The sequence below is a fragment of the Shouchella tritolerans genome (assembly GCF_025770735.1).
Lineage (GTDB): Bacteria > Bacillota > Bacilli > Bacillales > Bacillaceae_D > Shouchella > Shouchella tritolerans.
Window position 1 is genome coordinate 18,704 of sequence record NZ_JAODPB010000001.1, and the last position, 20,530, is coordinate 39,233.

At 45.7% G+C, this 20,530-nt stretch carries 20 protein-coding genes and 5 tRNA genes; 24 read left to right on the top strand and 1 reads right to left on the bottom strand.

Annotation, left to right across the window (positions count from 1 at the left end; translation table 11 throughout):
- The first annotated feature begins 26 nt into the window (after positions 1-26).
- The 4 genes from noc to N6H06_RS00105 all read left to right on the top strand — a co-directional run bounded on the left by noc (position 27) and on the right by N6H06_RS00105 (position 3,880).
- The gene (gene noc, locus N6H06_RS00090) at positions 27-878 is read left to right on the top strand and encodes a nucleoid occlusion protein (RefSeq protein ID WP_062744623.1); all 852 of its coding nucleotides are present in this window, start codon (positions 27-29) and stop codon (positions 876-878) included.
- A 184-nt stretch (positions 879-1,062) separates the two neighbouring features.
- Positions 1,063-1,824 (top strand): ParA family protein, encoded by a 762-nt coding sequence (locus N6H06_RS00095; RefSeq protein ID WP_062744624.1) that lies wholly within the window; start codon positions 1,063-1,065, stop codon positions 1,822-1,824.
- Positions 1,817-2,686: a ParB/RepB/Spo0J family partition protein gene (locus N6H06_RS00100; protein ID WP_062744626.1), complete on the top strand. Its 870-nt coding sequence runs from the start codon at positions 1,817-1,819 to the stop codon at positions 2,684-2,686. Before N6H06_RS00095 ends, N6H06_RS00100 begins: the two co-directional genes overlap by 8 nt.
- Positions 2,687-2,728: 42 nt before the next feature.
- Entirely contained in the window at positions 2,729-3,880 is a 1,152-nt protein-coding gene (locus N6H06_RS00105; protein WP_263705353.1) for an aminotransferase class V-fold PLP-dependent enzyme, read from the top strand.
- Between the two features lie 45 nt (positions 3,881-3,925).
- On the opposite strand, the gene yyaC is transcribed toward N6H06_RS00105, so the two are convergent.
- Positions 3,926-4,558 (bottom strand): spore protease YyaC, encoded by a 633-nt coding sequence (gene yyaC, locus N6H06_RS00110; protein ID WP_263705354.1) that lies wholly within the window; start codon positions 4,556-4,558, stop codon positions 3,926-3,928.
- 85 nt (positions 4,559-4,643) lie between these two features.
- Here yyaC and N6H06_RS00115 point away from each other — a divergent pair, with 85 nt between their 5' ends.
- The 20 genes from N6H06_RS00115 to N6H06_RS00210 all read left to right on the top strand — a co-directional run bounded on the left by N6H06_RS00115 (position 4,644) and on the right by N6H06_RS00210 (position 20,525).
- Positions 4,644-5,672 (top strand): YkvI family membrane protein, encoded by a 1,029-nt coding sequence (locus tag N6H06_RS00115; RefSeq protein WP_062744632.1) that lies wholly within the window; start codon positions 4,644-4,646, stop codon positions 5,670-5,672.
- A 63-nt stretch (positions 5,673-5,735) separates the two neighbouring features.
- Positions 5,736-5,930: a DUF951 domain-containing protein gene (locus N6H06_RS00120; protein WP_035205683.1), complete on the top strand. Its 195-nt coding sequence runs from the start codon at positions 5,736-5,738 to the stop codon at positions 5,928-5,930.
- A 68-nt stretch (positions 5,931-5,998) separates the two neighbouring features.
- Positions 5,999-7,099, top strand: a complete 1,101-nt coding sequence (gene ychF, locus N6H06_RS00125) for a redox-regulated ATPase YchF (RefSeq protein WP_062744633.1) — start codon at positions 5,999-6,001, stop codon at positions 7,097-7,099.
- A gap of 336 nt (positions 7,100-7,435) precedes the next feature.
- Positions 7,436-7,723 carry a 30S ribosomal protein S6 gene (gene rpsF / locus N6H06_RS00130; protein WP_011248940.1) on the top strand — a complete coding sequence of 96 codons (288 nt, stop codon included), beginning with the start codon at positions 7,436-7,438 and terminating at the stop codon, positions 7,721-7,723.
- Between the two features lie 71 nt (positions 7,724-7,794).
- On the top strand, positions 7,795-8,277 hold the full coding sequence (gene ssb, locus N6H06_RS00135) for a single-stranded DNA-binding protein (protein WP_062744635.1): 483 nt from the start codon (positions 7,795-7,797) through the stop codon (positions 8,275-8,277).
- Positions 8,278-8,302: 25 nt separating this feature from the next.
- Complete coding sequence (gene rpsR, locus N6H06_RS00140; protein ID WP_011248938.1) at positions 8,303-8,536, top strand: 30S ribosomal protein S18; 234 nt, start codon at positions 8,303-8,305, stop codon at positions 8,534-8,536.
- A 203-nt stretch (positions 8,537-8,739) separates the two neighbouring features.
- Entirely contained in the window at positions 8,740-9,642 is a 903-nt protein-coding gene (locus N6H06_RS00145; RefSeq protein WP_153020481.1) for a YybS family protein, read from the top strand.
- Between the two features lie 29 nt (positions 9,643-9,671).
- Positions 9,672-11,642: a DHH family phosphoesterase gene (locus N6H06_RS00150; protein WP_062744639.1), complete on the top strand. Its 1,971-nt coding sequence runs from the start codon at positions 9,672-9,674 to the stop codon at positions 11,640-11,642.
- A complete protein-coding gene (gene rplI / locus N6H06_RS00155) occupies positions 11,639-12,082 on the top strand; it encodes a 50S ribosomal protein L9 (RefSeq protein ID WP_094424421.1) in 444 nt (147 codons plus the stop codon). The genes N6H06_RS00150 and rplI overlap by 4 nt, the downstream gene beginning before the upstream one ends.
- Positions 12,083-12,152: 70 nt before the next feature.
- The gene (dnaB, locus tag N6H06_RS00160) at positions 12,153-13,514 is read left to right on the top strand and encodes a replicative DNA helicase (RefSeq protein ID WP_263705357.1); all 1,362 of its coding nucleotides are present in this window, start codon (positions 12,153-12,155) and stop codon (positions 13,512-13,514) included.
- Positions 13,515-13,664: 150 nt separating this feature from the next.
- Positions 13,665-14,951: an adenylosuccinate synthase gene (locus tag N6H06_RS00165; RefSeq protein WP_062744642.1), complete on the top strand. Its 1,287-nt coding sequence runs from the start codon at positions 13,665-13,667 to the stop codon at positions 14,949-14,951.
- Between the two features lie 188 nt (positions 14,952-15,139).
- Positions 15,140-15,215, top strand: a tRNA-Lys gene (locus N6H06_RS00170).
- Positions 15,216-15,225: 10 nt separating this feature from the next.
- Positions 15,226-15,297 (top strand) — tRNA-Glu (locus N6H06_RS00175).
- A gap of 23 nt (positions 15,298-15,320) precedes the next feature.
- Positions 15,321-15,397: transfer RNA gene (locus tag N6H06_RS00180), tRNA-Asp, on the top strand.
- 36 nt (positions 15,398-15,433) lie between these two features.
- Positions 15,434-15,509 (top strand) — tRNA-Phe (locus N6H06_RS00185).
- Positions 15,510-15,512: 3 nt separating this feature from the next.
- Positions 15,513-15,585 (top strand) — tRNA-Thr (locus tag N6H06_RS00190).
- A gap of 169 nt (positions 15,586-15,754) precedes the next feature.
- On the top strand, positions 15,755-16,465 hold the full coding sequence (gene yycF, locus N6H06_RS00195; RefSeq protein ID WP_062744644.1) for a response regulator YycF: 711 nt from the start codon (positions 15,755-15,757) through the stop codon (positions 16,463-16,465).
- Positions 16,466-18,304: a cell wall metabolism sensor histidine kinase WalK gene (gene walK / locus N6H06_RS00200; RefSeq protein WP_263705359.1), complete on the top strand. Its 1,839-nt coding sequence runs from the start codon at positions 16,466-16,468 to the stop codon at positions 18,302-18,304.
- A complete protein-coding gene (locus tag N6H06_RS00205; RefSeq protein WP_062744647.1) occupies positions 18,301-19,632 on the top strand; it encodes a YycH family regulatory protein in 1,332 nt (443 codons plus the stop codon). The genes walK and N6H06_RS00205 overlap by 4 nt, the downstream gene beginning before the upstream one ends.
- Positions 19,629-20,525 carry a two-component system regulatory protein YycI gene (locus tag N6H06_RS00210; protein WP_062744649.1) on the top strand — a complete coding sequence of 299 codons (897 nt, stop codon included), beginning with the start codon at positions 19,629-19,631 and terminating at the stop codon, positions 20,523-20,525. Before N6H06_RS00205 ends, N6H06_RS00210 begins: the two co-directional genes overlap by 4 nt.
- Positions 20,526-20,530: the final 5 nt, after the last annotated feature.

Sequence of the window (20,530 nt, forward strand, 5' to 3'; positions counted from 1 at the left end):
AAAAACAAAAGGTGGTGTCCGAGGCGATGAAGCAATCGTTTTCACGCCTATTTGGCTTAAATGATAAAAACGACGATGCTGAATTAAATGCAAACGAAGAGGTACAGCAGCTTGCTATTAAAGATATCGTGCCGAATCGCTTCCAGCCTAGAACTTTATTTGATGAAGACCGGATTGCCGAGTTAGCGCAAACGATAAGGACGCATGGAGTCATACAGCCCATTGTCGTCCGTGTTCGCGATGATAAATATGAAATCATTGCAGGAGAACGCAGATGGCGTGCTGTTACTTCGTTGCAATGGGAAACGATTCCTGCTATTGTCAAAGAATTTAATGATTCGCAAACAGCTTCGATTGCACTAATTGAAAATTTGCAGCGTGAAGGCTTAACTGCAATTGAAGAGGCAACCGCTTATGCAAAATTAATCGAAATCCACAACTTGACGCAGGAAAGTTTGGCACAACGCCTTGGCAAAGGCCAATCAACGATTGCAAACAAACTTCGATTGCTTCATTTGCCACAAGCTGTCCAAGATGCAATTTTAAATAGAGACATTTCAGAGCGTCATGCTCGCGCGTTAATTGCTTTAAAAGATGCTGAAGCCCAAGAAGCGGTTTTAAAACAAATCATTGAAGAACAGTTGAATGTGAAGCAGACGGAAGAACGGGTTAAAGCTTATTTTAAAGCAGCGGAAGAAGAAGCGCCAAAAAAGAAAAAGCCGAAACGAAAATCTTATCCGAAAGACATGCGGATTGCCATGAATACCATTCGTCAATCAGTTGATATGGTGATGAAAAGCGGCTTAAAAGTCGATACCGATGAAGAAGACAATGAAGAATTTTACCAATTTACGATTCGCATTCCGAAGAAAAAATGATCTATCAGCTTTGATAGGTCTTTTTTTGTTGTTTTTTCCCTAAAATGGGTCTAATTCAGTTTCACAAACTACAAGAAAAAATGTATAGTAGAGTTAGACTATTAAAATCGCTCATTAAACACGTAAATTGTTTAACAATCGGATTGTTTGATGTTTTGCAGGAAAGCAGGAAAGAGGTGCCCATGTGTCAAAAATCATCGCTATCGCAAATCAAAAAGGCGGTGTAGGGAAAACGACAACATCAGTCAATTTAGCTGCTTGTTTGGCTCACTTAGGAAAACGTGTGCTGCTCGTAGACATTGATCCCCAAGGCAATGCTACAAGTGGCGTTGGCATTGAAAAAGGCGACGTCGATGAATGTGTCTATGATTTGCTAATAGAGGATTTAGATGCACGCAAAGTTGTTAGGCAAACAGAAGTGGAGAATCTTGATGTTATACCGGCTACGATTCAGTTGTCAGGGGCTGAAATTGAACTAGTACCAACGATTTCAAGGGAAGTCCGTTTGAAAAAAGCATTGACGCCTTTGAAATCCCATTATGATTACATTTTTATTGATTGCCCTCCTTCACTTGGATTGTTAACCATTAATGCGTTAACCGCTTCAGATTCAGTTGTGATTCCTGTCCAATGTGAGTACTATGCACTGGAAGGGCTTAGCCAATTGCTTAATACTGTTCGCCTCGTACAAAAACATTTAAATACGGACTTAGCGATCGAAGGCGTATTGTTAACGATGTTAGATGCGCGAACAAATTTAGGCATTCAAGTAATTGAAGAAGTGAAAAAATATTTTCGTGATAAAGTATTTGATACCATTATTCCGAGAACTGTCCGTTTAGGGGAAGCGCCGAGCTATGGAAAACCAATTATCGTGTATGATGCCAAGTCGCGTGGTGCCGAAGTATACATAGACTTAGCGAAGGAAGTGGTTGCGAATGGCTAGAACTGCAGGAAAAAAAGGGTTAGGAAAAGGGCTGCAAGCGTTCTTTCCGGAACAAGAAGATACGCAAGAAGAGCAAATTGTACAAGTTGATCTTGCAGACGTTAGGCCAAATCCGTATCAACCTAGAAAAACATTTTCGGAAGAAGCATTAAAGGAATTGAGCAACTCGATTCGTGAACACGGAATTTTGCAGCCTGTTACTGTACGCAAAGCGATTAAAGGGTATGAAATTGTAATGGGCGAGCGGCGAGTAAAAGCGGCAAAACAAGCAGGATTAAAACAAATCCCTGTGATTGTCCAGGAACTTGATGAAAATAAAATGATGGAAATTGCTTTAATTGAGAACTTGCAGCGTGAAGATTTGAATCCAATCGAGGAAGCAATTGCTTACGAGAAATTGATGGAGCATACGAATAGCACGCAAGAGCAGCTGGCGCAGCGCCTTGGAAAAAGCAGGCCGCATATTGCCAACCATATGCGCTTGTTGCAATTGCCAAAAGTTGTTCAAGAGTTCATTTCCGTTGGCAAACTCACAATGGGCCATGGACGTGCGCTTTTAGGGCTGCAAGACAAGCAAAAACTTTCACAGCTGTTAGAAAAAGTGCTGCAAGACAAGCTCAGCGTTCGGGAAGTCGAACAGCTCGTCCAGAGACTAAACGAACATGTTCCACGTGAAACAAAGCAAGTAAAAGTGAAGTTACCTCCGATTATTAAAGAACAGCAAGAGCGTTTAAGAGATACGCTTGGTACATCTGTATTAATCAAGCCTGGAAAGAAAAAAGGCAAAATCGAAATTGACTATTTTTCCGAGGATGACTTGGAACGGATTTTATCATTATTGGTTCATACAGAAAAGGAATGAAGCTGTCGGCTGCGATGGCTTCTTTTTTAAAGGAGTGGGATGATGCGGTATTTTGATCAAGCGGCAACTTCTTTTCCGATGGCAAAAACAGTCGCTGATGCTGTTAGCGAAGCGATTCTTACCTATGGAGCGAATCCAGGAAGAGGAGGACATCAGTTAGCGAGGCAAGCAGCGGAAACGCTTTTTCAGGCAAGAAAACAGTTAGCAGCCTTTTTAGGCGCGCCAGGGCCTGAGCACATTTGGTTTTATCCGAATGCCACTTACGCGTTAAATCAAGCCATTCTTGGCTTCCCTTTGCAGCAAGGGGGTCGAGTAGTAAGCACAGCTTTTGAACATAATTCGGTTTTACGGCCATTGCATGTACTTGAAAAAGAAAAGCAGGCGACGATCGTGTATGCAAGCGGAAAAACGGGGAACGAGACAGCAGCAGCAGTCGTAGAAGCAATGACGCCAGGCACGCGCCTTGTTGTTATCAATCATGCATCAAATGTAACAGGAGAAATCGTGCCTTTAAAACCAATTGCAACAAAAGCAAAAGAAATTGGTGCCGTCCTACTTGTGGATGCCTCACAAACGGCTGGGAAAATCGCGATTGACATGGAACAAGACGGAATTGATCTGTTGGCGTGCCCAGGACATAAAGGCTTGTTAGGGCCACAAGGAACAGGGTTGTTAGCAGCAGCGAGAGATGTTGGCTTGAAACCGCTCGTCCATGGCGGTACTGGCCATTTTTCCGAGCATCCAGAGCAGCCAGATAAATGGCCTGAGCGCTATGAAGCTGGCACGGCCAATACACCAGGAATTGCAGGCTTGCTTGCAGGTTTGCAAGAGCTTGAACGTCTAGGAGGAGTGGATGCTGTGCATGCCCATGAAATGGAAGCAACACGTATCTTTTTAGAAGGGATTAGCAACCATGAGCATGTACATGTAGTCGGCTCTTTATCGACACAAGGAAGAGTAGCGGTTGTTTCTTTTGCAATTGACGGCGTAAGCAGCCAAGAAACGGCCATGATTTTAGATGAACATTATAATATCGCTGTACGAGCAGGCCTTCATTGCGCGCCAAAGCTGCACAATTGGTACAAGACAGCTGAAGATGGGCTCGTACGCGCCAGTTTTGGACCTTACACAAAACAAGAAGACGTTTCTGCTCTTGTGGATGCGATTACAGACATTGCCGATGCGTTCCGCTAAGATGTTAGGCAACTGGCTATTCCTTATTGGCGATCAACGATGGCGTTAAAGAGGCTCGGTCTTTGGCGGCAAAAAGGAATAGGCTTTTTTCGTTTTGGCAGTTTGCAGGGCGGTTAATTGTTGGTCAGCCGCAGCGACTGCTTTGCTTATTTTTTGGGCCATGCTCATGACCACATGCAGCCTTGTGCTTTGCAGCATATAAAAATCCATCAGCCCTCCGACATTGACAATGCCTGTTAAGCAAATATCGCCAATTTCAGGTAAGTTTTTGCCCATTGCTGCCCCAGGTTTGAGTGGTTCTGCCGACAATGTAATATAGCCAACGTTTGCAGTCTTGCCAAGGCAGGCATCCAAGGCGACAACAAATGCGTTAGGGTGTTTTTTATAAATGGAGGCAAGCCGTTTTTCCATGTTGGCGGCATGGATTGGTTCTGCTAATGTCCCATGCACGTGGAAATGGTTTAAGTTCTGTCCTTCTAATAAGTTTCCAACTAAAGGCCCTAACGAATCGCCAGTCGAACGGTCCGTACCGATGCAAATGAGCAAAAGGTCGCGATTGCCGCGGTGTTTGCAAAATTCGACAAGAGCGTGTGCGAGATCTTCCGTTAAAGATGCTTCCTCGGTATGGCAGCGAAAGGATGTCGGTCTTTTTTTAAAGGGCCATAGGTTTGTACTCATAAATAAAGCTCACCTCCCATAGTAGTAACAGTATAGTAGATTCTGCAAGAATCTATACATGACGGGGAAATTGAAGGTGACGAAAATGTGGGGAAACGGACTAAAATGGATGTTTTTAATTGTCGGGACGGTGATTGGCGCTGGCTATGCTTCTGGACGGGAACTGTGGGAATTTTTCGGGGCAGAAAGCGGACTGGCTATCCTTTTGTTTGCGGTTTTGTTTACGATCAGCTGTTCTGTCATATTAACGATTGCCCGAAAAGAAAAGACGACTCATTATTTGCCGATACTTGAAAAGTTGCTTGGGCGGCGTTTAGCAAAAGCGTATGATTGGATGATTATTCTTTATTTATTTTCAGTAACGGTTATTATGCTTGCTGGAGCAGGGGCGACACTAGAAGTGTATAACATTCCTTTTTGGCTCGGTGTTGTCATCAATGCGGGATTGGTTGTGTTCATGTTTGCAAAGGATATGACAGGAATGACTAAAGTAAACGCGTTTCTCATCCCAGTGCTCATTATTTGTTTAGTAGCGGTCTTACTTGTTTACCAATCATCAATCGGATTTTCGTTCACATTTGACATTCATATGCAACATAATTGGCCGGCGGCAATGACGTTTACGTCGCTTAATATTTTGCCGATTGTCGCTGTTTTAAGTGCGGTCGGCAACCAAATAAAGCATAAGGGTGAAATTTACATTGCCAGCATCGGCAGCGGGCTCTTACTCGGGACCATTTCCTATTTGTACAATGAGTCATTGCTTTCTGTTGCTCAAGAAATCATTTTTTACGAGATTCCGCTGTTTGTGATCTTAAAACACTATCCGTCTATTATGGTTCTTGCCATTTCCTTATTATTGTGGCTAGCAATCTATACAACGGCGGCTTCAGGGGTTTTTGGGCTGATAGCGAGATTACGAACAAACGTACAGGGCGAAGCTTGGCTGATTGCATTATTGCTTGTTGCATGCATGGCGCCTATGACGATGTTTGGCTTTTCAACATTAATTTCCATATTGTACCCGTTGTATGGCATCTTAAATTTGTTTATTCTGGCTTCACTCGTTCTTTACCCAATTGTCAAACATCCAGCAACGAAAAGCAAACAGTGACACTACAAACTCTTGCTTGGTTCATGTATAATACAAGCAGACGAGCTTGAGGAGGACGAAACGGTGGCAGCAGAAAAGGAATTTGCGTTAGGCGATGTGGTGGAAATGAAGAAACCACATCCTTGTGGGGAAAATCGATGGAAGATTATCCGCATGGGCATGGATGTCCGGATAAAATGCCTGGGTTGCCAACACAGCGTGATGCTACCACGCCGGGACTTTTCAAAAAAACTAAAAAAAGTATTAGGTTCCGAATAACAAGGGAGGGTCGATACTCTACCTTGTTTTTGTGCGGGCCTGTACAAATAAAAAGGACGTGACAGGAAGTGGCTTTAACAACTGGAATAGTAGGGTTGCCAAACGTGGGAAAATCAACGCTGTTCAACGCGATTACCCAAGCGGGTGCTGAATCGGCCAATTACCCGTTTTGTACGATTGATCCAAATGTAGGGATTGTCGAAGTGCCTGACGTTCGGCTGGAAAAATTAACCGAACTGGTCAAACCGAAAAAAACGGTACCAACAGCGTTTGAATTTACAGATATAGCCGGGATTGTCGAAGGCGCCAGCAAAGGCGAAGGGCTTGGCAACCAGTTTTTGTCTCATATTCGTCAAGTAGATGCGATTTCCCATGTTGTCCGCTGTTTTGCTGATGAAAACATTACCCATGTTTCCGGTGGCGTCAATCCGTTGCGTGACATTGAAGTCATCAACCTAGAGTTGATTTTGGCTGACTTGGAATCAGTCGACAAGCGGATTGGCCGTGTCGCGAAGCTGGCGAAAGCAAAAGACAAAGCCGCTGTTGCTGAATTGCCTGTGCTAGAAGCATTAAAAGAGGCGTTTGAAAATGAAAAGCCTGCAAGAAGCATCGATTTCGACGAAGACCAACTGAAAATTGTCAAACAGTTACACTTGCTTACAAGCAAACCTGTTCTTTATGTAGCTAATGTCGCTGAAGACGATTTGCTTGCTGGCGCTGATAATGACTATGTCAAACAAGTAAAAGCATTTGCGGAAGCGGAGAACAGCAATGTGATAGTCGTTTGCGCAAAGATCGAATCGGAAATTGCTGAGCTTGAAGGCGATGAAAAAGCGCTGTTTTTAGAAGAACTCGGCATCCAAGAATCAGGGCTTGACCAACTAATACGCGCAGCTTATTCTTTGCTAGGGTTGGAAACGTATTTTACAGCAGGAGAGCAGGAAGTCAGGGCCTGGACATACCGGCGGGGCACAAAAGCGCCACAAGCAGCTGGGATTATTCATACTGACTTTGAGCGTGGCTTTATCCGTGCTGAAGTTGTCGCCTATGAAGACTTGATTGCGGCTGGCGGCATGGTTGCCGCAAAAGAACGGGGCAAAGTTCGCCTGGAAGGAAAAGAGTACGTCGTTCAAGACGGAGATGTGATCCATTTTCGGTTTAATGTGTAAAAGGGAGGGGCTGCAGCCAACGTTGTAGCCCCTTGATTGTAGAAAAACGCTCCTGTCCTTCGTTGACTCATTTTGTCGAAAAAAATGCAAGAAAAAACAAGGAATTTGCGTTGTAAATAGCGTATATAGTTGATAACCCCTTTGAAAGCCCCCCTCACGTTTGCTCTTACATCTTGATTCCCATTGTCGTGACAATCTGAACAAAAGGCAGGTGTTGCTTCGATAATTCTTGAATAACGATCATTTTAATGGTATACTCGTTCAATGTGAGTGAATTGACTTTTGCTCCTTGCTCTGTGTAAACGGAGCCGCTTAGACCAAAAGGAGGTGACTGGAATGCGTAAGTATGAAATTATGTACATTATCGCTCCAAACCTAGAAGAATCAGCAAACAAGGAAATCATTGAGCGTTACAACAAAGTGCTCACTGACAACGGCGCTGAAATTCTAAAGGTGGACGAGATCGGTAAAAAACGCCTAGCTTATGAAATCAACGATTTCAAAGATGGTTTCTATGTATTGCTAAGTGTACAAGCAAATACAGAAGCGATTAACGAGTTTAACCGTTTGATTAAAATCAACGACAACGTTATCCGCGTTCTCGTAACAAAAGACGAACAGTAAGTTGAAATAGACATATTTTAACGGGCCCAGGACGAATATGGGACCACTTTAAAAGGCTGGGAGGGATCGCATTGTTAAACCGTGTTGTTCTTGTCGGACGCTTAACGCGTGACCCTGAATTGCGATTCACGCCAAACGGTGTAGCTGTAGCCAATTTTACGCTTGCAGTCAACCGTCCGTTTTCAAACCAGCAAGGAGAACGAGAAGCTGACTTCATTAACTGTGTTGTCTGGCGCAAACCGGCTGAGAACGTCGCCAATTTCCTGAAAAAAGGGAGCCTTGCAGGAGTCGACGGCCGTGTGCAAACGCGAAGCTATGACAATAATGAAGGCAGACGCGTTTTTGTAACGGAAGTCGTTGCTGAAAGCGTCCAATTTCTCGAACCTCGCAATAGTCAAAACCAATCCTCTGGGAATCCTGGTTTTGATAATTACGGCGCTGGCAACCAAGGTTCTGGCAACCAAACTGGTGGCAGCCGTTCTAATGGATATGACAACGATCCGTTCTCTAATGACGGTTCGATTGATATTTCCGATGATGATCTTCCATTTTAATGTTTAAATGAAAGGAGTGAAACAGATGGCACGTCGCGGTCGTCCTAAACGGAGAAAAGTATGCTTTTTTACTGCCAATAAAATTACCCATATTGACTACAAAGATGTTGATTTGCTAAAACGTTTCATTTCCGAACGTGGAAAAATTCTTCCACGCCGCGTAACTGGAACTTCTGCAAAGTACCAACGTAAGCTGACTGTAGCGATTAAACGCGCTCGCCAAGTAGCATTGCTACCTTACGTCAACGATGTGAACTAAAGATTGGATAAAGAGGGCGGACCGGGCCAAGCTAAGAAAAAGCTGGCTTGGTTGCCCTCTTTTCTTCTACTTGCTGGCGAATCGAGAGGCTCGCCTTTTACTTTAAAGGTAATTACGCTAAAATAGATGGGAACTGTGTGTAATGAGACGCGCTTGTTGAGCGTGTTAAATGAGGTGAGAATTTGGAACACAGGAACCAGCTGATGAAGGGCCTACTATGCGGTGTGATTTACATTGCATTATTCATGATCTTTGCATTTAACATTCCGCTACTAAACATGTTCGCACTTGTCGCCATGCCGTTGCCAGTTGTTTATTTCACGGTAACTTTTGGGCCGAGGCCAGGGATGGTGTTAACAGCGGCTGTCGGTTTGCTTGGAACAATAGCGACTTTAAACCCTTTGGCAGCATTTGCTTTTGCCATTATTGGCTATGTGCTCGGCTACGCTCAGCATAAGCGCAGAAAAGGGGCTGAATTGTTGCTGGCAACGATTGTCGCATCGTTTGTCTTTCTTTCGGCTGCTTACATATTACTTACAGCCGTCACCGACCTATCCGTAATGCAATTTGTCCGGGAGTCTCTCCAAGAGACGCAACAGCTTCTGTCTGAATTAGGGATGGAAGCCTATGATGAAGCGTTTATAGAGGAATACGTTCAATTAATTGAATCGCTGATGACCTTTTTGTTGTTAATGATGGCTGCCATCTATGCGTTTATGGTCTATGGGGCAGCGACCATGCTCTTTAAACGTGTCGATCTACCGTATCATAAGCTGCCAAAGTTTCGCGAATGGGCATTTCCACGTTTTTTCCTTTGGTTTTATTTTTCCCTATTGCTCCTGTCCTTTTTGCCGTTTGAACCTGGTTCCTATATGGCGGCCGTCACGCAAACTGGCATAAATTTGGTCAGTGTATTGCTTATCATCCAAGGGGTGTCGCTTCTGTTTATGTATTTGCAGGCAAAGCGGCTTGCAAAAGGCGTCTCTGTTTTTATTATCATCATGGTTGTCATCAGTCTTTTACTCGTGCCATTTTTGTTGTGGGCCATGAAAATGATTGGCGTACTGGATATGGTTTTAAGAATTCGCGACCGTATGAAACTGTAATTTCTGGATGACAGGTAGGAGATGACAATATGCCAAATTGGAAAAAGCAGTGGTGGCAACAGCTTCATGTCATCGCACTCTTTGCCATTGCCGTTGTGTCCATTGCTGTTCTCGCTTATTATCGCTTAGAAGCCGGCGCAGTTGCTGGCATTGCTCTGATCGTATGGATCGGTTTATTTCACCAATCCCATAAGCGCAATGAACGGCAGTTGCACAAATATATTTCGACTTTATCATACCGTGTGAATCAGGCAGGGGAAGAAGCTGTCACCAAGCTGCCTGTAGGCATTGTCCTCTATAATGAGGATGGGGTGATCGAGTGGACAAACCCGTTTGTTGATGAACGGTTTGGGACTGGGCTTATTGGCGAGTCCATTACCTGCATCCATGAAGAGCTTGGCGATTATGTAAACAAGGACGTTGCCAATGAAACGTTCCAAATGGAGTCCTCTTACTATTACATGACGTTTGAGCGCGACGAGCAACTTATTTATATTGTGGATGTAACCGAGAAAGAACAAACGCAAAAAAAGTACCAACATATGCTGCCGGTCATCGCGCATATTTACTTAGACAACTACGATGAAGTCACACAAAGCATGGAAGATCAAGTTCGCAGCCGGTTGCTCGCTAAAGTAACAACAGCGTTGAACAATTGGGCGAGCGATTATGATATCTTTTTAAGAAGGACGTCATCAGATCGGTTTTTGGCAGTGATGAACCATAAGACGCTATTGCTCCTAGAGGAGAACCGGTTTGAGTTGCTTGATGATATCCGTGAACGGACAGCGAGGGAGAAAGTGCCAATTACCCTTAGCATTGGGGTCGGCACGGAGGAAACATCATTAAAACAACTGGGCGTCTTGGCCCAATCAAGCTTAGATTTAGCACTTGGCCGCGGCGGCGACCAAGTGGCGATCAAAAAGAAAAATGGCCGCGTCCGCTTTTACGGCGGCAAGACCAATGCAATGGAAAAACGGACACGGGTACGCGCTCGTGTTATCTCCCATGCTTTGCGCGATTTTGTAAAAGAAAGCGAACGAGTGATTGTCATGGGCCACCAGCGTCCAGATATGGATGCGATTGGGGCAGCGATTGGCGTATTGAAAATTGCTGACTTAAATGACCGTGAAGGCTTTATTGTGCTCGATGTGGAGGATATTAACCCTGATGTGCAGCGGTTATTGGAAGAAACGGAGAAACACGACCATTTGTGGAGCCAGTTTGTTTCTCCAGAAGAAGCCTTGGATTTAGCTGATAAAGAGACGTTGCTCGTCGTGGTCGATACACACAAGCCATCGCTTGTCATTGAGCCGCGGCTATTGGAGATGATCGACCGCATCATTGTCATTGACCACCATCGCCGCAGCGAAGATTTTGTTGAAGATCCGGTGCTCGTTTATATGGAGCCGTATGCGTCATCGACGGCTGAGCTTGTGACCGAGCTGCTCGAATACCAGCCGATGCAGTTTAAAATGGACCGGCTTGAAGCGACGGCGCTTCTCGCTGGCATCATTGTCGATACAAGAAGTTTTGCTGTCCGCACTGGGGCGAGGACATTTGATGCAGCCTCTTTTTTACGGGCCAACGGCGCCGATACAGCGCTCGTGCAAAAGCTATTAAAGGAAGACTTGGCGTCTTACGTAAAGCGTGCTAAGCTTGTAGAAAACGCCTATCTTTACCGAGAGGGCTATGCCATTGCTGTTGCCCCAGACGACCATGTTTACGATCAGCTCGTGATTGCCCAGGCTGCTGATACGTTGCTCACAATGAGCGGCGTGCTTGCATCTTTTGTCGTTTGTCGGCTTGCTGATGGACGAATCGGCATTAGCGCTCGTTCACTTGGCGACGTAAATGTCCAAGTCATTATGGAAAAGCTCGGCGGTGGCGGCCATCTCTCAAACGCAGCGACGCAGTTGCCTGACTTGACGCTGGAGGAAGGAAAACGTCAGCTCGAGGAGGCCATTGATGAAGTACGAGAAGGAGGAAGCGGAGCATGAAAGTCATTTTCACTGAAGATGTAAAAGGGAAGGGCAAAAAAGGCGAATTGAAAGACGTGTCAGAAGGCTATGCCCGCAACTATTTAATCCCTAAAAATTTAGCAGTGGCAGCTACGTCTGGAAATATAAAAGACCTTGAGGCGCAAGAAAAAAGCAAGCAAAAAAAGGCAGAAGCGGAACTTCAAAAAGCGAAAGCATTGAAAGAAGAGCTTGAAGCGCTCAAGATCGAGATTCCTGCCAAAGCTGGCGAAGGCGGCCGCCTGTTCGGGGCCGTGTCGACAAAGCAAATTGCCGAGGCACTTGGGAAACAAGGCAAGAAAGTCGATAAACGCAAAATCCAATTGGATGAACCGATTCGTTCTCTCGGCTATACGAAAGTGCCTATTAAAATCCACCCAGAAGTGGTGGCAACGGCTACCGTCCACGTTGTAGAAGCATAGAAACAAAAGGAAGCTGGCTCTCGCTTTGGCCAGCTTCCTTTTAAGTCAGTTGTAAGGGGGGGAGAAATGGATGAGTGACCTGTTGTCAGAGCGGACGCCGCCGCAAAACATTGAAGCGGAGCAGGCTGTGTTAGGTGCGATTTTTCTTGCTGACCATGCGTTAACGACGGCGAGTGAGCGCCTGATGCCTGAAGATTTTTACCGTGCTAGCCACCAGCGGATTTATGAAGTGATGCTCGACCTCGGTGAAAAGGGAGAGCCTGTCGATTTAGTCACAGTCACCTCAGAGCTGCAAAACAGAGGGTGGCTTGATGATATTGGCGGCGTCGCCTATTTGGCTGATGTCGCCGAGTCTGTCCCTACTGCGGCCAATGTCGAGTATTACAGCCGCATCGTCGAGGAAAAATCGCTGTTACGGCGGCTCATCCGTGTGGCCACCAACATTGCAAAAGAAGGCTATGCGAGCGAGGATGAAGTCGATGCGATCCTCGATCAAGCCGAGAAAACGATTCTCGAAGTCGCACAACGAAAAAATACAAGCAGCTTTGTTTTGATTAAAGATGTGCTGCTTGAAACATATGACCAAATCGAAATGTTGCAGCAAACCCGTGGGGAAATTACGGGCATTGCGACTGGTTTTACGGAGCTAGATACAATGACTGCCGGATTCCAGCGTAACGATCTTATTATCGTTGCAGCGCGCCCATCAGTCGGGAAAACCGCCTTTGCGCTTAACATTGCCCAAAACGTTGCTACAAAAACCGATGAAACGGTTGCGATTTTCTCGCTGGAAATGGGAGCGAGCCAGCTTGTCACGCGGATGCTTTGTGCAGAAGGGAACATCGATGCCCAACGGATGCGGACAGGCGCTTTGGAGGAAGAGGATTGGCATAAACTATCGATGGCGATGGGGTCTTTGTCCAAAGCAGGCATTTACATCGATGACACCCCTGGTGTGAAAGTCGGCGAAATTCGCGCCAAATGCCGGCGCCTCAAGCAAGAGAAAGGGCTTGGCATGATTTTGATTGATTACTTGCAGCTCATTCAAGGGAACGGTCGCAGCGGTGAAAACCGCCAGCAAGAAGTATCGGAAATTTCACGGACGCTGAAAGCGATCGCCCGTGAGCTAGAAGTGCCGGTTATTGCCCTGTCCCAATTGTCACGGGGCGTCGAATCAAGGCAAGACAAACGCCCAATGATGTCAGACATCCGGGAATCAGGCAGTATTGAACAAGATGCCGATATTGTCGCTTTTCTCTATCGTGATGATTACTATGATAAAGAAACCGAGAATAAAAATATTATCGAAATTATTATTGCCAAGCAGCGAAACGGCCCCGTTGGGACGGTAGAGCTAGCATTTGTAAAAGAATACAATAAGTTCGTTAATTTGGACCGTCGCCATGACGAGAATGACATGCCTCCAGGTTAACGGGAAAAGCTCTCTCGTATTTGGAGGGCTTTTTCGTTTTTATACGAATGTTGGAAATTTTTAGTATGGAAATGTTCGTGTCTAATTGACGCCCCATAGGCTGACCTGCTATACTTACAATGGTTTTTATAGAGAGCGGAGGTGCAAGCAATGTCTTCAGTCGTTGTTGTTGGAACACAGTGGGGCGATGAAGGAAAAGGAAAAATCACGGACTACTTATCAGAAAAAGCAGAAGTGGTTGCCCGCTACCAAGGTGGAAACAATGCTGGCCATACGATTGTGTTTGACGGAAAAAAATACAAACTTCATTTGATTCCTTCAGGGATTTTTTACAAAGATAAAATTTGTGTCATTGGCAACGGCATGGTAATTGATCCTAAGGCGCTTGTCGAAGAGCTTGCGTATTTGCATGACCACGGCGTCGATACGAGCAATTTGCGGATTTCGAACCGCGCCCATGTGATCTTGCCTTATCATATAAAACTTGATATTGTCGAAGAAGACCGAAAAGGCGCCAATAAAATTGGCACAACAAGAAAAGGCATCGGTCCTGCCTATATGGACAAAGCAGCGCGGATTGGCATTCGAATCGCCGATTTACTTGAGAAAGACACATTTGCTGCAAAAGTGGCAGCTGTTTTGGAAGAGAAAAACCGCCTGTTTGAAAAATATTATGAAACAGATGGCTTTTCAGCAGAAGAAATTGTTGAAGAGTATGTCCGTTATGGCGAACAAATCGCTAAATATGTTGTCGATACATCCGTCGTTTTAAATGACGCTTTGGATGATGGCCGCCGTGTTTTATTTGAAGGCGCCCAAGGCGTGATGCTTGATATTGACCAAGGCACTTATCCATTCGTAACGTCTTCCAATCCGATCGCCGGAGGAGTGACGATCGGCTCAGGCGTCGGCCCATCAAAAATCCATCACGTTGTTGGTGTGTCAAAAGCATACACGACTCGCGTCGGCGATGGCCCGTTTCCGACCGAATTGGATGATGAAATTGGCGACCGCATCCGCAAAGTTGGAAATGAGTATGGAACGACAACAGGGCGTCCACGCCGCGTTGGCTGGTTTGATAGTGTCGTCGTCCGCCACGCTCGCCGGGTGAGTGGCATTACAGATTTGTCCCTTAACTCGATTGATGTGCTCACAGGGCTTAAAACGCTAAAAATTTGCACGAGTTACCGCTATAAAGGCGAAGTGCTTGATGAGTTTCCAGCAAGCTTAAATGTTTTGGCAGAATGTGAGCCAATTTATGAAGAGCTTCCAGGCTGGGAAGAAGACATTACAGGCGTAAAAACGTTGCATGAGCTGCCGGAAAATGCCCGTACGTATGTAGAACGGGTTTGCCAACTGACAGGCATTCCATTGACTGTCTTTTCCGTCGGCCCCGACCGTAGCCAAACGAACATGGTGCGTGGCGTTTTTGCCTAAATGGCAAGGGAAAATGCAGGGAAAGCACCCCTGTATTTTCCCGCTTCTCTTCCATTCAATCGCGCTAAAAAAACTTTTTAAAAAGTAGTTGCACACCTAGTTTTTATATGCTATTATAAATCTTGTCGCCAAGGGATTTGGGGACAAGCGGTTTGCTTTTCTGCACCGCCTGCTCGGCTTTTTTAGAGGAGCCATTAGCTCAGTTGGTAGAGCATCTGACTTTTAATCAGAGGGTCGAAGGTTCGAGTCCTTCATGGCTCACCATGTTTACAGTGGCCCGTTGGTCAAGCGGTTAAGACACCGCCCTTTCACGGCGGTAACACGGGTTCGAATCCCGTACGGGTCACTTTTCATATAGATACATATTTTGGTCCGGTAGTTCAGTTGGTTAGAATGCCTGCCTGTCACGCAGGAGGTCGCGGGTTCGAGTCCCGTCCGGACCGCCATTTACATCATGATAAACAGTTAAAAGAAGCAAAAATGGCTCGGTAGCTCAGTTGGTAGAGCAACGGACTGAAAATCCGTGTGTCGGCGGTTCGATTCCGTCCCGAGCCACCATTTGCCGGTCTAGCTCAATTGGTAGAGCAACTGACTTGTAATCAGTAGGTTGGGGGTTCAAGTCCTCTGGCCGGCATAGCGAAAGAACTTTATGTGCAAGTGCATATAAGGTTCTTTTTTTGCATTCTTCTTGACTTGCCCGTTTGTGGTAAACTAAGAGATAGGGCAAAACAATTGCCCGGGAAAGAATGTTGTTATTTCTAAATGAAGGATCTTAGAACGACGACCAATCTAGGAGGATGAGGATGGACAAACATATTCTCGTGGTAGATGATGAAAAGTCGATTGCTGATATATTAAAATTTAACTTGGAGAAGGAAGGCTTTGATGTTACTTGTGCTTATGATGGGAATGAAGCATTAGAGCGCGTCAAGGAACGGAAGCCTGATTTAATGCTCCTTGATATTATGCTCCCTTATAAAGATGGCATGGAAGTTTGCCGTGAAGTAAGGAAGCAATACGATTTGCCGATTATCATGTTAACGGCAAAAGACTCGGAAATTGATAAAGTGCTTGGCCTTGAGCTTGGCGCTGATGACTATGTCATCAAGCCGTTTAGCACGCGGGAACTGTTGGCACGTGTAAAGGCAAACTTGCGGCGCCAACAAGTCGCTTCAGATGACGCGCCAACCACGCAAAAAGAAATCACAATTGGCGAGCTATCGATCCTTCCTGAAGCGTATCAAGTAAAAAAACGGGGCGAGCCAGTTGATTTAACCCATCGGGAATTTGAGTTGATCCATTATCTCGGCAAGCATTTAGGCCAAGTAATGACGCGTGAGCATTTGCTGCAAGCGGTGTGGGGCTATGATTATTTTGGCGATGTGCGTACGGTGGACGTAACAGTGCGGCGCTTGCGTGAAAAAGTAGAAGACAACCCAAGCTATCCAAACTGGATTATGACGAGAAGGGGAGTCGGCTACTTCTTGTCGGCGCCAGAGGGCGAGCAGCGGTAAATGGAACGGAATGTCGGGTTTTTTAAATCCATTCGCTTTAAACTGATTATTATTTATGTGCTGTTGATTGTATTGGCGATGCAAATTGTCAGTGTGTACTTTTCCCGGGAACTGGAAAGAAATTTGCTTGAAAACTATGAAACACTGTTGAATGACCGCTTAAATGTACTGTCTTTAAGTGTCGGCCAAGAATTGCAAGAAGACCCAGAAGAACGGGACCTTGATACGCTTGTACGCAACGCTTTCCCGCAAAACGATGAGAATACACGCAAAGGGAAAGCGCAAGTGATTGGCTATAATAGCGTGGTGCTGGCAAGCTCTTCCGACGAAGACGCCAACATCATTGACCAACAGACTGACCAAACGATTGTTAAGCGCGCCCTAACCGGGACGCCGACGTATGAATTCCAAGAGCGGATCAACCAAGAAGACCAAGAGCGCTACATTATTAAAGCACACCCCGTTCGTTCCAATGAAAATGGCACTGGCGAAATTCTCGGTGCTGTCTACATTGAAGCGTCAATTGAGGGTGTCAGTAAGCAAGCACAAGCGATCAACCGCATTTTTATATCGGCGACAGGCATTGCAATGGTCTTGACGTTCTTAGTGGTCATTCTACTAGCCCGAACGATCACGATGCCGATTCTTGACATGCGTCGGCAAGCGCTCCGCATGAGCCATGGCGATTTTTCAAGGCAAGTCCGTGTCTACAGTACCGATGAGTTAGGCCAGCTTGCCACTGCGTTTAACGAGCTGACAAATAGGCTTCATGACACGACGTTAATGAGGGACAGGGAGCAGAAGCGTTTGCGTTCGGTGTTGGCGCATATGACGGATGGCGTGATTGCGACAGACCAAAGCGGTTTGATTATTTTGATGAACCGCCGAGCCGAAGAACTGTTAGGCATCCCGTTAAAGCATGTGCTGCGCAGGCCGATTATGAACGTGCTGCGCATGGAAGAGGAAGTGAGCATGTTTGAGCTCTACGAAAGGAACGAGCCGTTGCTCCTTGACTTGAGTACAGGCGAAGAGCCGATTGTGCTCGAAGTGAACTTTTCAGCGATCCAAGAAGAAGAAGGCCCCTTTAATGGCTTGATTGCGGTTCTTCATGATGTAACTGAGAAAGAGAAGATTGAAAATGAACGGCGCGAGTTTGTCGCCAACGTGTCACATGAATTGCGGACGCCGCTGACGACGATGAAAAGCTATCTGGAAGCGTTGGCAGACGGGGCGATGCAAGATGAGGACATTGCACCGCGCTTTTTAGAGGTAACGCAAAAAGAAACGGACCGGATGATCCGCCTTGTTAATGATTTGCTCCAACTGTCCAAAATCGACTCAAACGATTACCGTCTCGACTTGCATTGGGTGGAGCTCGGTGCCTTTTTGCATAGCATCGTCGAACGGTTTGAAATGGTCGTCAAGGACAAAAACATTGATTTTCACCGCCATATTGCGAAACAGCCAACTTACGTCAAAATTGACACCGATAAAATGACTCAAGTGCTGGACAACATTTTATCGAATGCCATTAAATATTCTCCGTCTGGGGGCAATGTGACCATTACCCTCCTCCATCAAGGAAACAAAGCACGGATTAGCATTGCCGATGAAGGGTTGGGCATTCCAGCTGAGTCACAAGACAAGATTTTTGAGCGGTTCTATCGAGTGGACAAAGCTCGGGCGCGGAACGTTGGAGGGACAGGTCTCGGCCTTGCGATTGCAAGCGAGTATGTCCACGCCCATGAAGGCGATATTTGGGTCCACAGTGAATACAATGAAGGCACGACCATTTATATTACGTTGCCTTACTCGACATTCAAAGGAGGAACAGTGTGAGGTACGAACAGTTTAAAACTGTCGCGTTAATTGCCTTAATTGGTCTAAGTGTATTTTTCACGTACCAATTGTGGACATTCCAACCAAATATCGAAGCATTAGAAGATAGCTCCAACGTGCAAACCGAAGAAATGTTTGGCACAGAACGGGACCCAGTGGAGCTAATTGCTCCTGAACAAATCGTGCTGCACAGCTCTGAAGGGACGTATTCACTCGTAAAAAATGGCTCTTCGTATTTTTCTCACGTAGTGGACCAATTGTTTGCCGAAGGGCAATTGCAATCGATCAACCGCGACTATGAAGATATCTCCGCCGTAAGCGGAATTGAGTTGATTTTTCCCGATGCAGTACCAAAAGAATTTGTGCTGAAACAATTCGGGATCGATCATGAAGACTTTCGCTTCAATTTAAGTGCCATCGATCGGATGTTTGTTTACGTTAGCCCTTATGACGGCGGGGTCAACATCCAATTTGCTTCACTGGAAAATGAAAGCTTATTTACGGTTGGCTCTGCGATGGATCCTAATTTGCTTACTGATTTGCTCGAATCTGGAGAGGAAGCAGACATCGAAGAGGCTGTTATCGTGAAGCAGAAGGATGATGAGAACAAATTGCTGCAAAACCGGCTGTATGTCAGCAGTGAGCCACAAAAAGTAAGAGAAAAGCAGTATGAGCTTGCCCGTCTAGACATAGGGCAAATCAACCAGCGTTTGTTTAGCGGGGCTTCTGATGTTCCGCGGCAAAACCAGCTTGATGGGCAAAATGTCTACACCGATGGTAGCCGGATTGTCACGATTGACCAACGGCTACAGTATTTAAGCTACAGCTATCCGTTTGCAGCAGACGGCGTTGACACAAACAACCGCCACATTATTGAGACCGCGACTGAATTTGTCAATTTAAATGGCGGCTGGACTGATGACTATAAGGCGAGCAGTTGGGCGGCCAGGGATAATAGCGAAACCGTTGATTTTCGGATGATGATTGACGGCATTCCTGTTTTTGGCCGCAGCAGCAGCGACAACAAAGACAGGATGAAAATAACTGTCAGCCGCTCAGGCACACAAGTGATCCAATTCGAACGGCCACTCTTTCATTTAGTCGGGGCGCCGCTGCAAGACCCTGAAGTGGAAGTGCCGTCAGGAGAGGCAGCTGCAGAAGCGTTAAAAAACGCAACTTCGGTCAACTGGGACGATGTCACGGACATCCAGCTTGGCTACAGGGCCGATATGGAAAACAACTCAAATGCCAATTTTGTGCCGACATGGTATTATGAAAGCCAAAATACGTGGAAAAGAGTCCCGTTTGATGAGGAGTACAAACAATGAACTGGAGCCGGGCCAAATCCATTTTTATTGTCACGTTTTTGCTGTTAAACGTCTTTTTAGGCATACAGTTGCTGGACAAAATCCAACAAGTACCTGATATTGAGCAATCAAGCGACATCGAAAAGCGGCTTGCCGATAACAACATCTCTCTCCCGTCGAAAGAAATCAACATTGTTGGCGCGAAAGGCGTTGTCCTTGAAGGAAGATGGACAACCTTTTCAGAAGCAGAGCTAGACACTCTTACAGGGCAGACGGCGACGTTGTCCCAATCACGGGAATTGATTAAATCAGCTTTTGATGAACCGATTGACCTATCGGATATTCCTGGAAACGACAGCAACGAAACAGCGGAACAAACCGACTATGCTGCTTTTTTAGCCCAGCATATTTTGCACGGATATGACTATGTGTTTTCAAGGCGAGAAGGATCGTACCTTTATTTTAACCAGCAATATAACCAAAACGAAACGTTCGTCAACGAGGACGCGCCTCTCATTCTAGAACTCGACGAAGAGGACAAGGTCATTGGCTACACACAGCGCCATTTCACCTTTGAAGAAAACCCAGATGAACGGAAAATGATCACGTACATGGAAGCGGTCGAAACGCTGCTAAACAACCATTTTATTAAAAGAAACAATAGCATTGTTGAAATTGATTTTGGCTATTATAGCCTAGCTGAACAAACGCCACGTTTCTTTTCGCCTATGTGGGAAGTGACAGTGAAGCGCAACACCGATGAGGAAGACGATATACGCATTTATTTAGTGAATGCGATTTTAGGCGAACAACATCAGTGGTATCCCGATGAAAACCAAGCGATGGATGGAGAAACGCCTGAATTACAAGAACCAAATGCAGATGAGATGAACGAAGCGGGCAGCACGCCTTAGAGTGT

What these genes read in the sequence shown, in the direction of transcription:
- N6H06_RS00210 (WP_062744649.1), top strand. Translation starts at nt 19,629, where the DNA reads ATGAACTGGAGCCGGGCCAAATCCATTTTTATTGTCACGTTTTTGCTG.
- rpsR (WP_011248938.1), top strand. Translation starts at nt 8,303, where the DNA reads ATGGCACGTCGCGGTCGTCCTAAACGGAGAAAAGTATGCTTTTTTACT.
- N6H06_RS00145 (WP_153020481.1), top strand. Translation starts at nt 8,740, where the DNA reads ATGAAGGGCCTACTATGCGGTGTGATTTACATTGCATTATTCATGATC.
- N6H06_RS00165 (WP_062744642.1), top strand. Translation starts at nt 13,665, where the DNA reads ATGTCTTCAGTCGTTGTTGTTGGAACACAGTGGGGCGATGAAGGAAAA.
- N6H06_RS00100 (WP_062744626.1), top strand. Translation starts at nt 1,817, where the DNA reads ATGGCTAGAACTGCAGGAAAAAAAGGGTTAGGAAAAGGGCTGCAAGCG.
- yyaC (WP_263705354.1), bottom strand. Translation starts at nt 4,558, where the DNA reads ATGAGTACAAACCTATGGCCCTTTAAAAAAAGACCGACATCCTTTCGC.
- noc (WP_062744623.1), top strand. Translation starts at nt 27, where the DNA reads ATGAAGCAATCGTTTTCACGCCTATTTGGCTTAAATGATAAAAACGAC.
- rpsF (WP_011248940.1), top strand. Translation starts at nt 7,436, where the DNA reads ATGCGTAAGTATGAAATTATGTACATTATCGCTCCAAACCTAGAAGAA.
- N6H06_RS00105 (WP_263705353.1), top strand. Translation starts at nt 2,729, where the DNA reads ATGCGGTATTTTGATCAAGCGGCAACTTCTTTTCCGATGGCAAAAACA.
- walK (WP_263705359.1), top strand. Translation starts at nt 16,466, where the DNA reads ATGGAACGGAATGTCGGGTTTTTTAAATCCATTCGCTTTAAACTGATT.
- rplI (WP_094424421.1), top strand. Translation starts at nt 11,639, where the DNA reads ATGAAAGTCATTTTCACTGAAGATGTAAAAGGGAAGGGCAAAAAAGGC.
- N6H06_RS00150 (WP_062744639.1), top strand. Translation starts at nt 9,672, where the DNA reads ATGCCAAATTGGAAAAAGCAGTGGTGGCAACAGCTTCATGTCATCGCA.
- N6H06_RS00115 (WP_062744632.1), top strand. Translation starts at nt 4,644, where the DNA reads ATGTGGGGAAACGGACTAAAATGGATGTTTTTAATTGTCGGGACGGTG.
- dnaB (WP_263705357.1), top strand. Translation starts at nt 12,153, where the DNA reads ATGAGTGACCTGTTGTCAGAGCGGACGCCGCCGCAAAACATTGAAGCG.
- yycF (WP_062744644.1), top strand. Translation starts at nt 15,755, where the DNA reads ATGGACAAACATATTCTCGTGGTAGATGATGAAAAGTCGATTGCTGAT.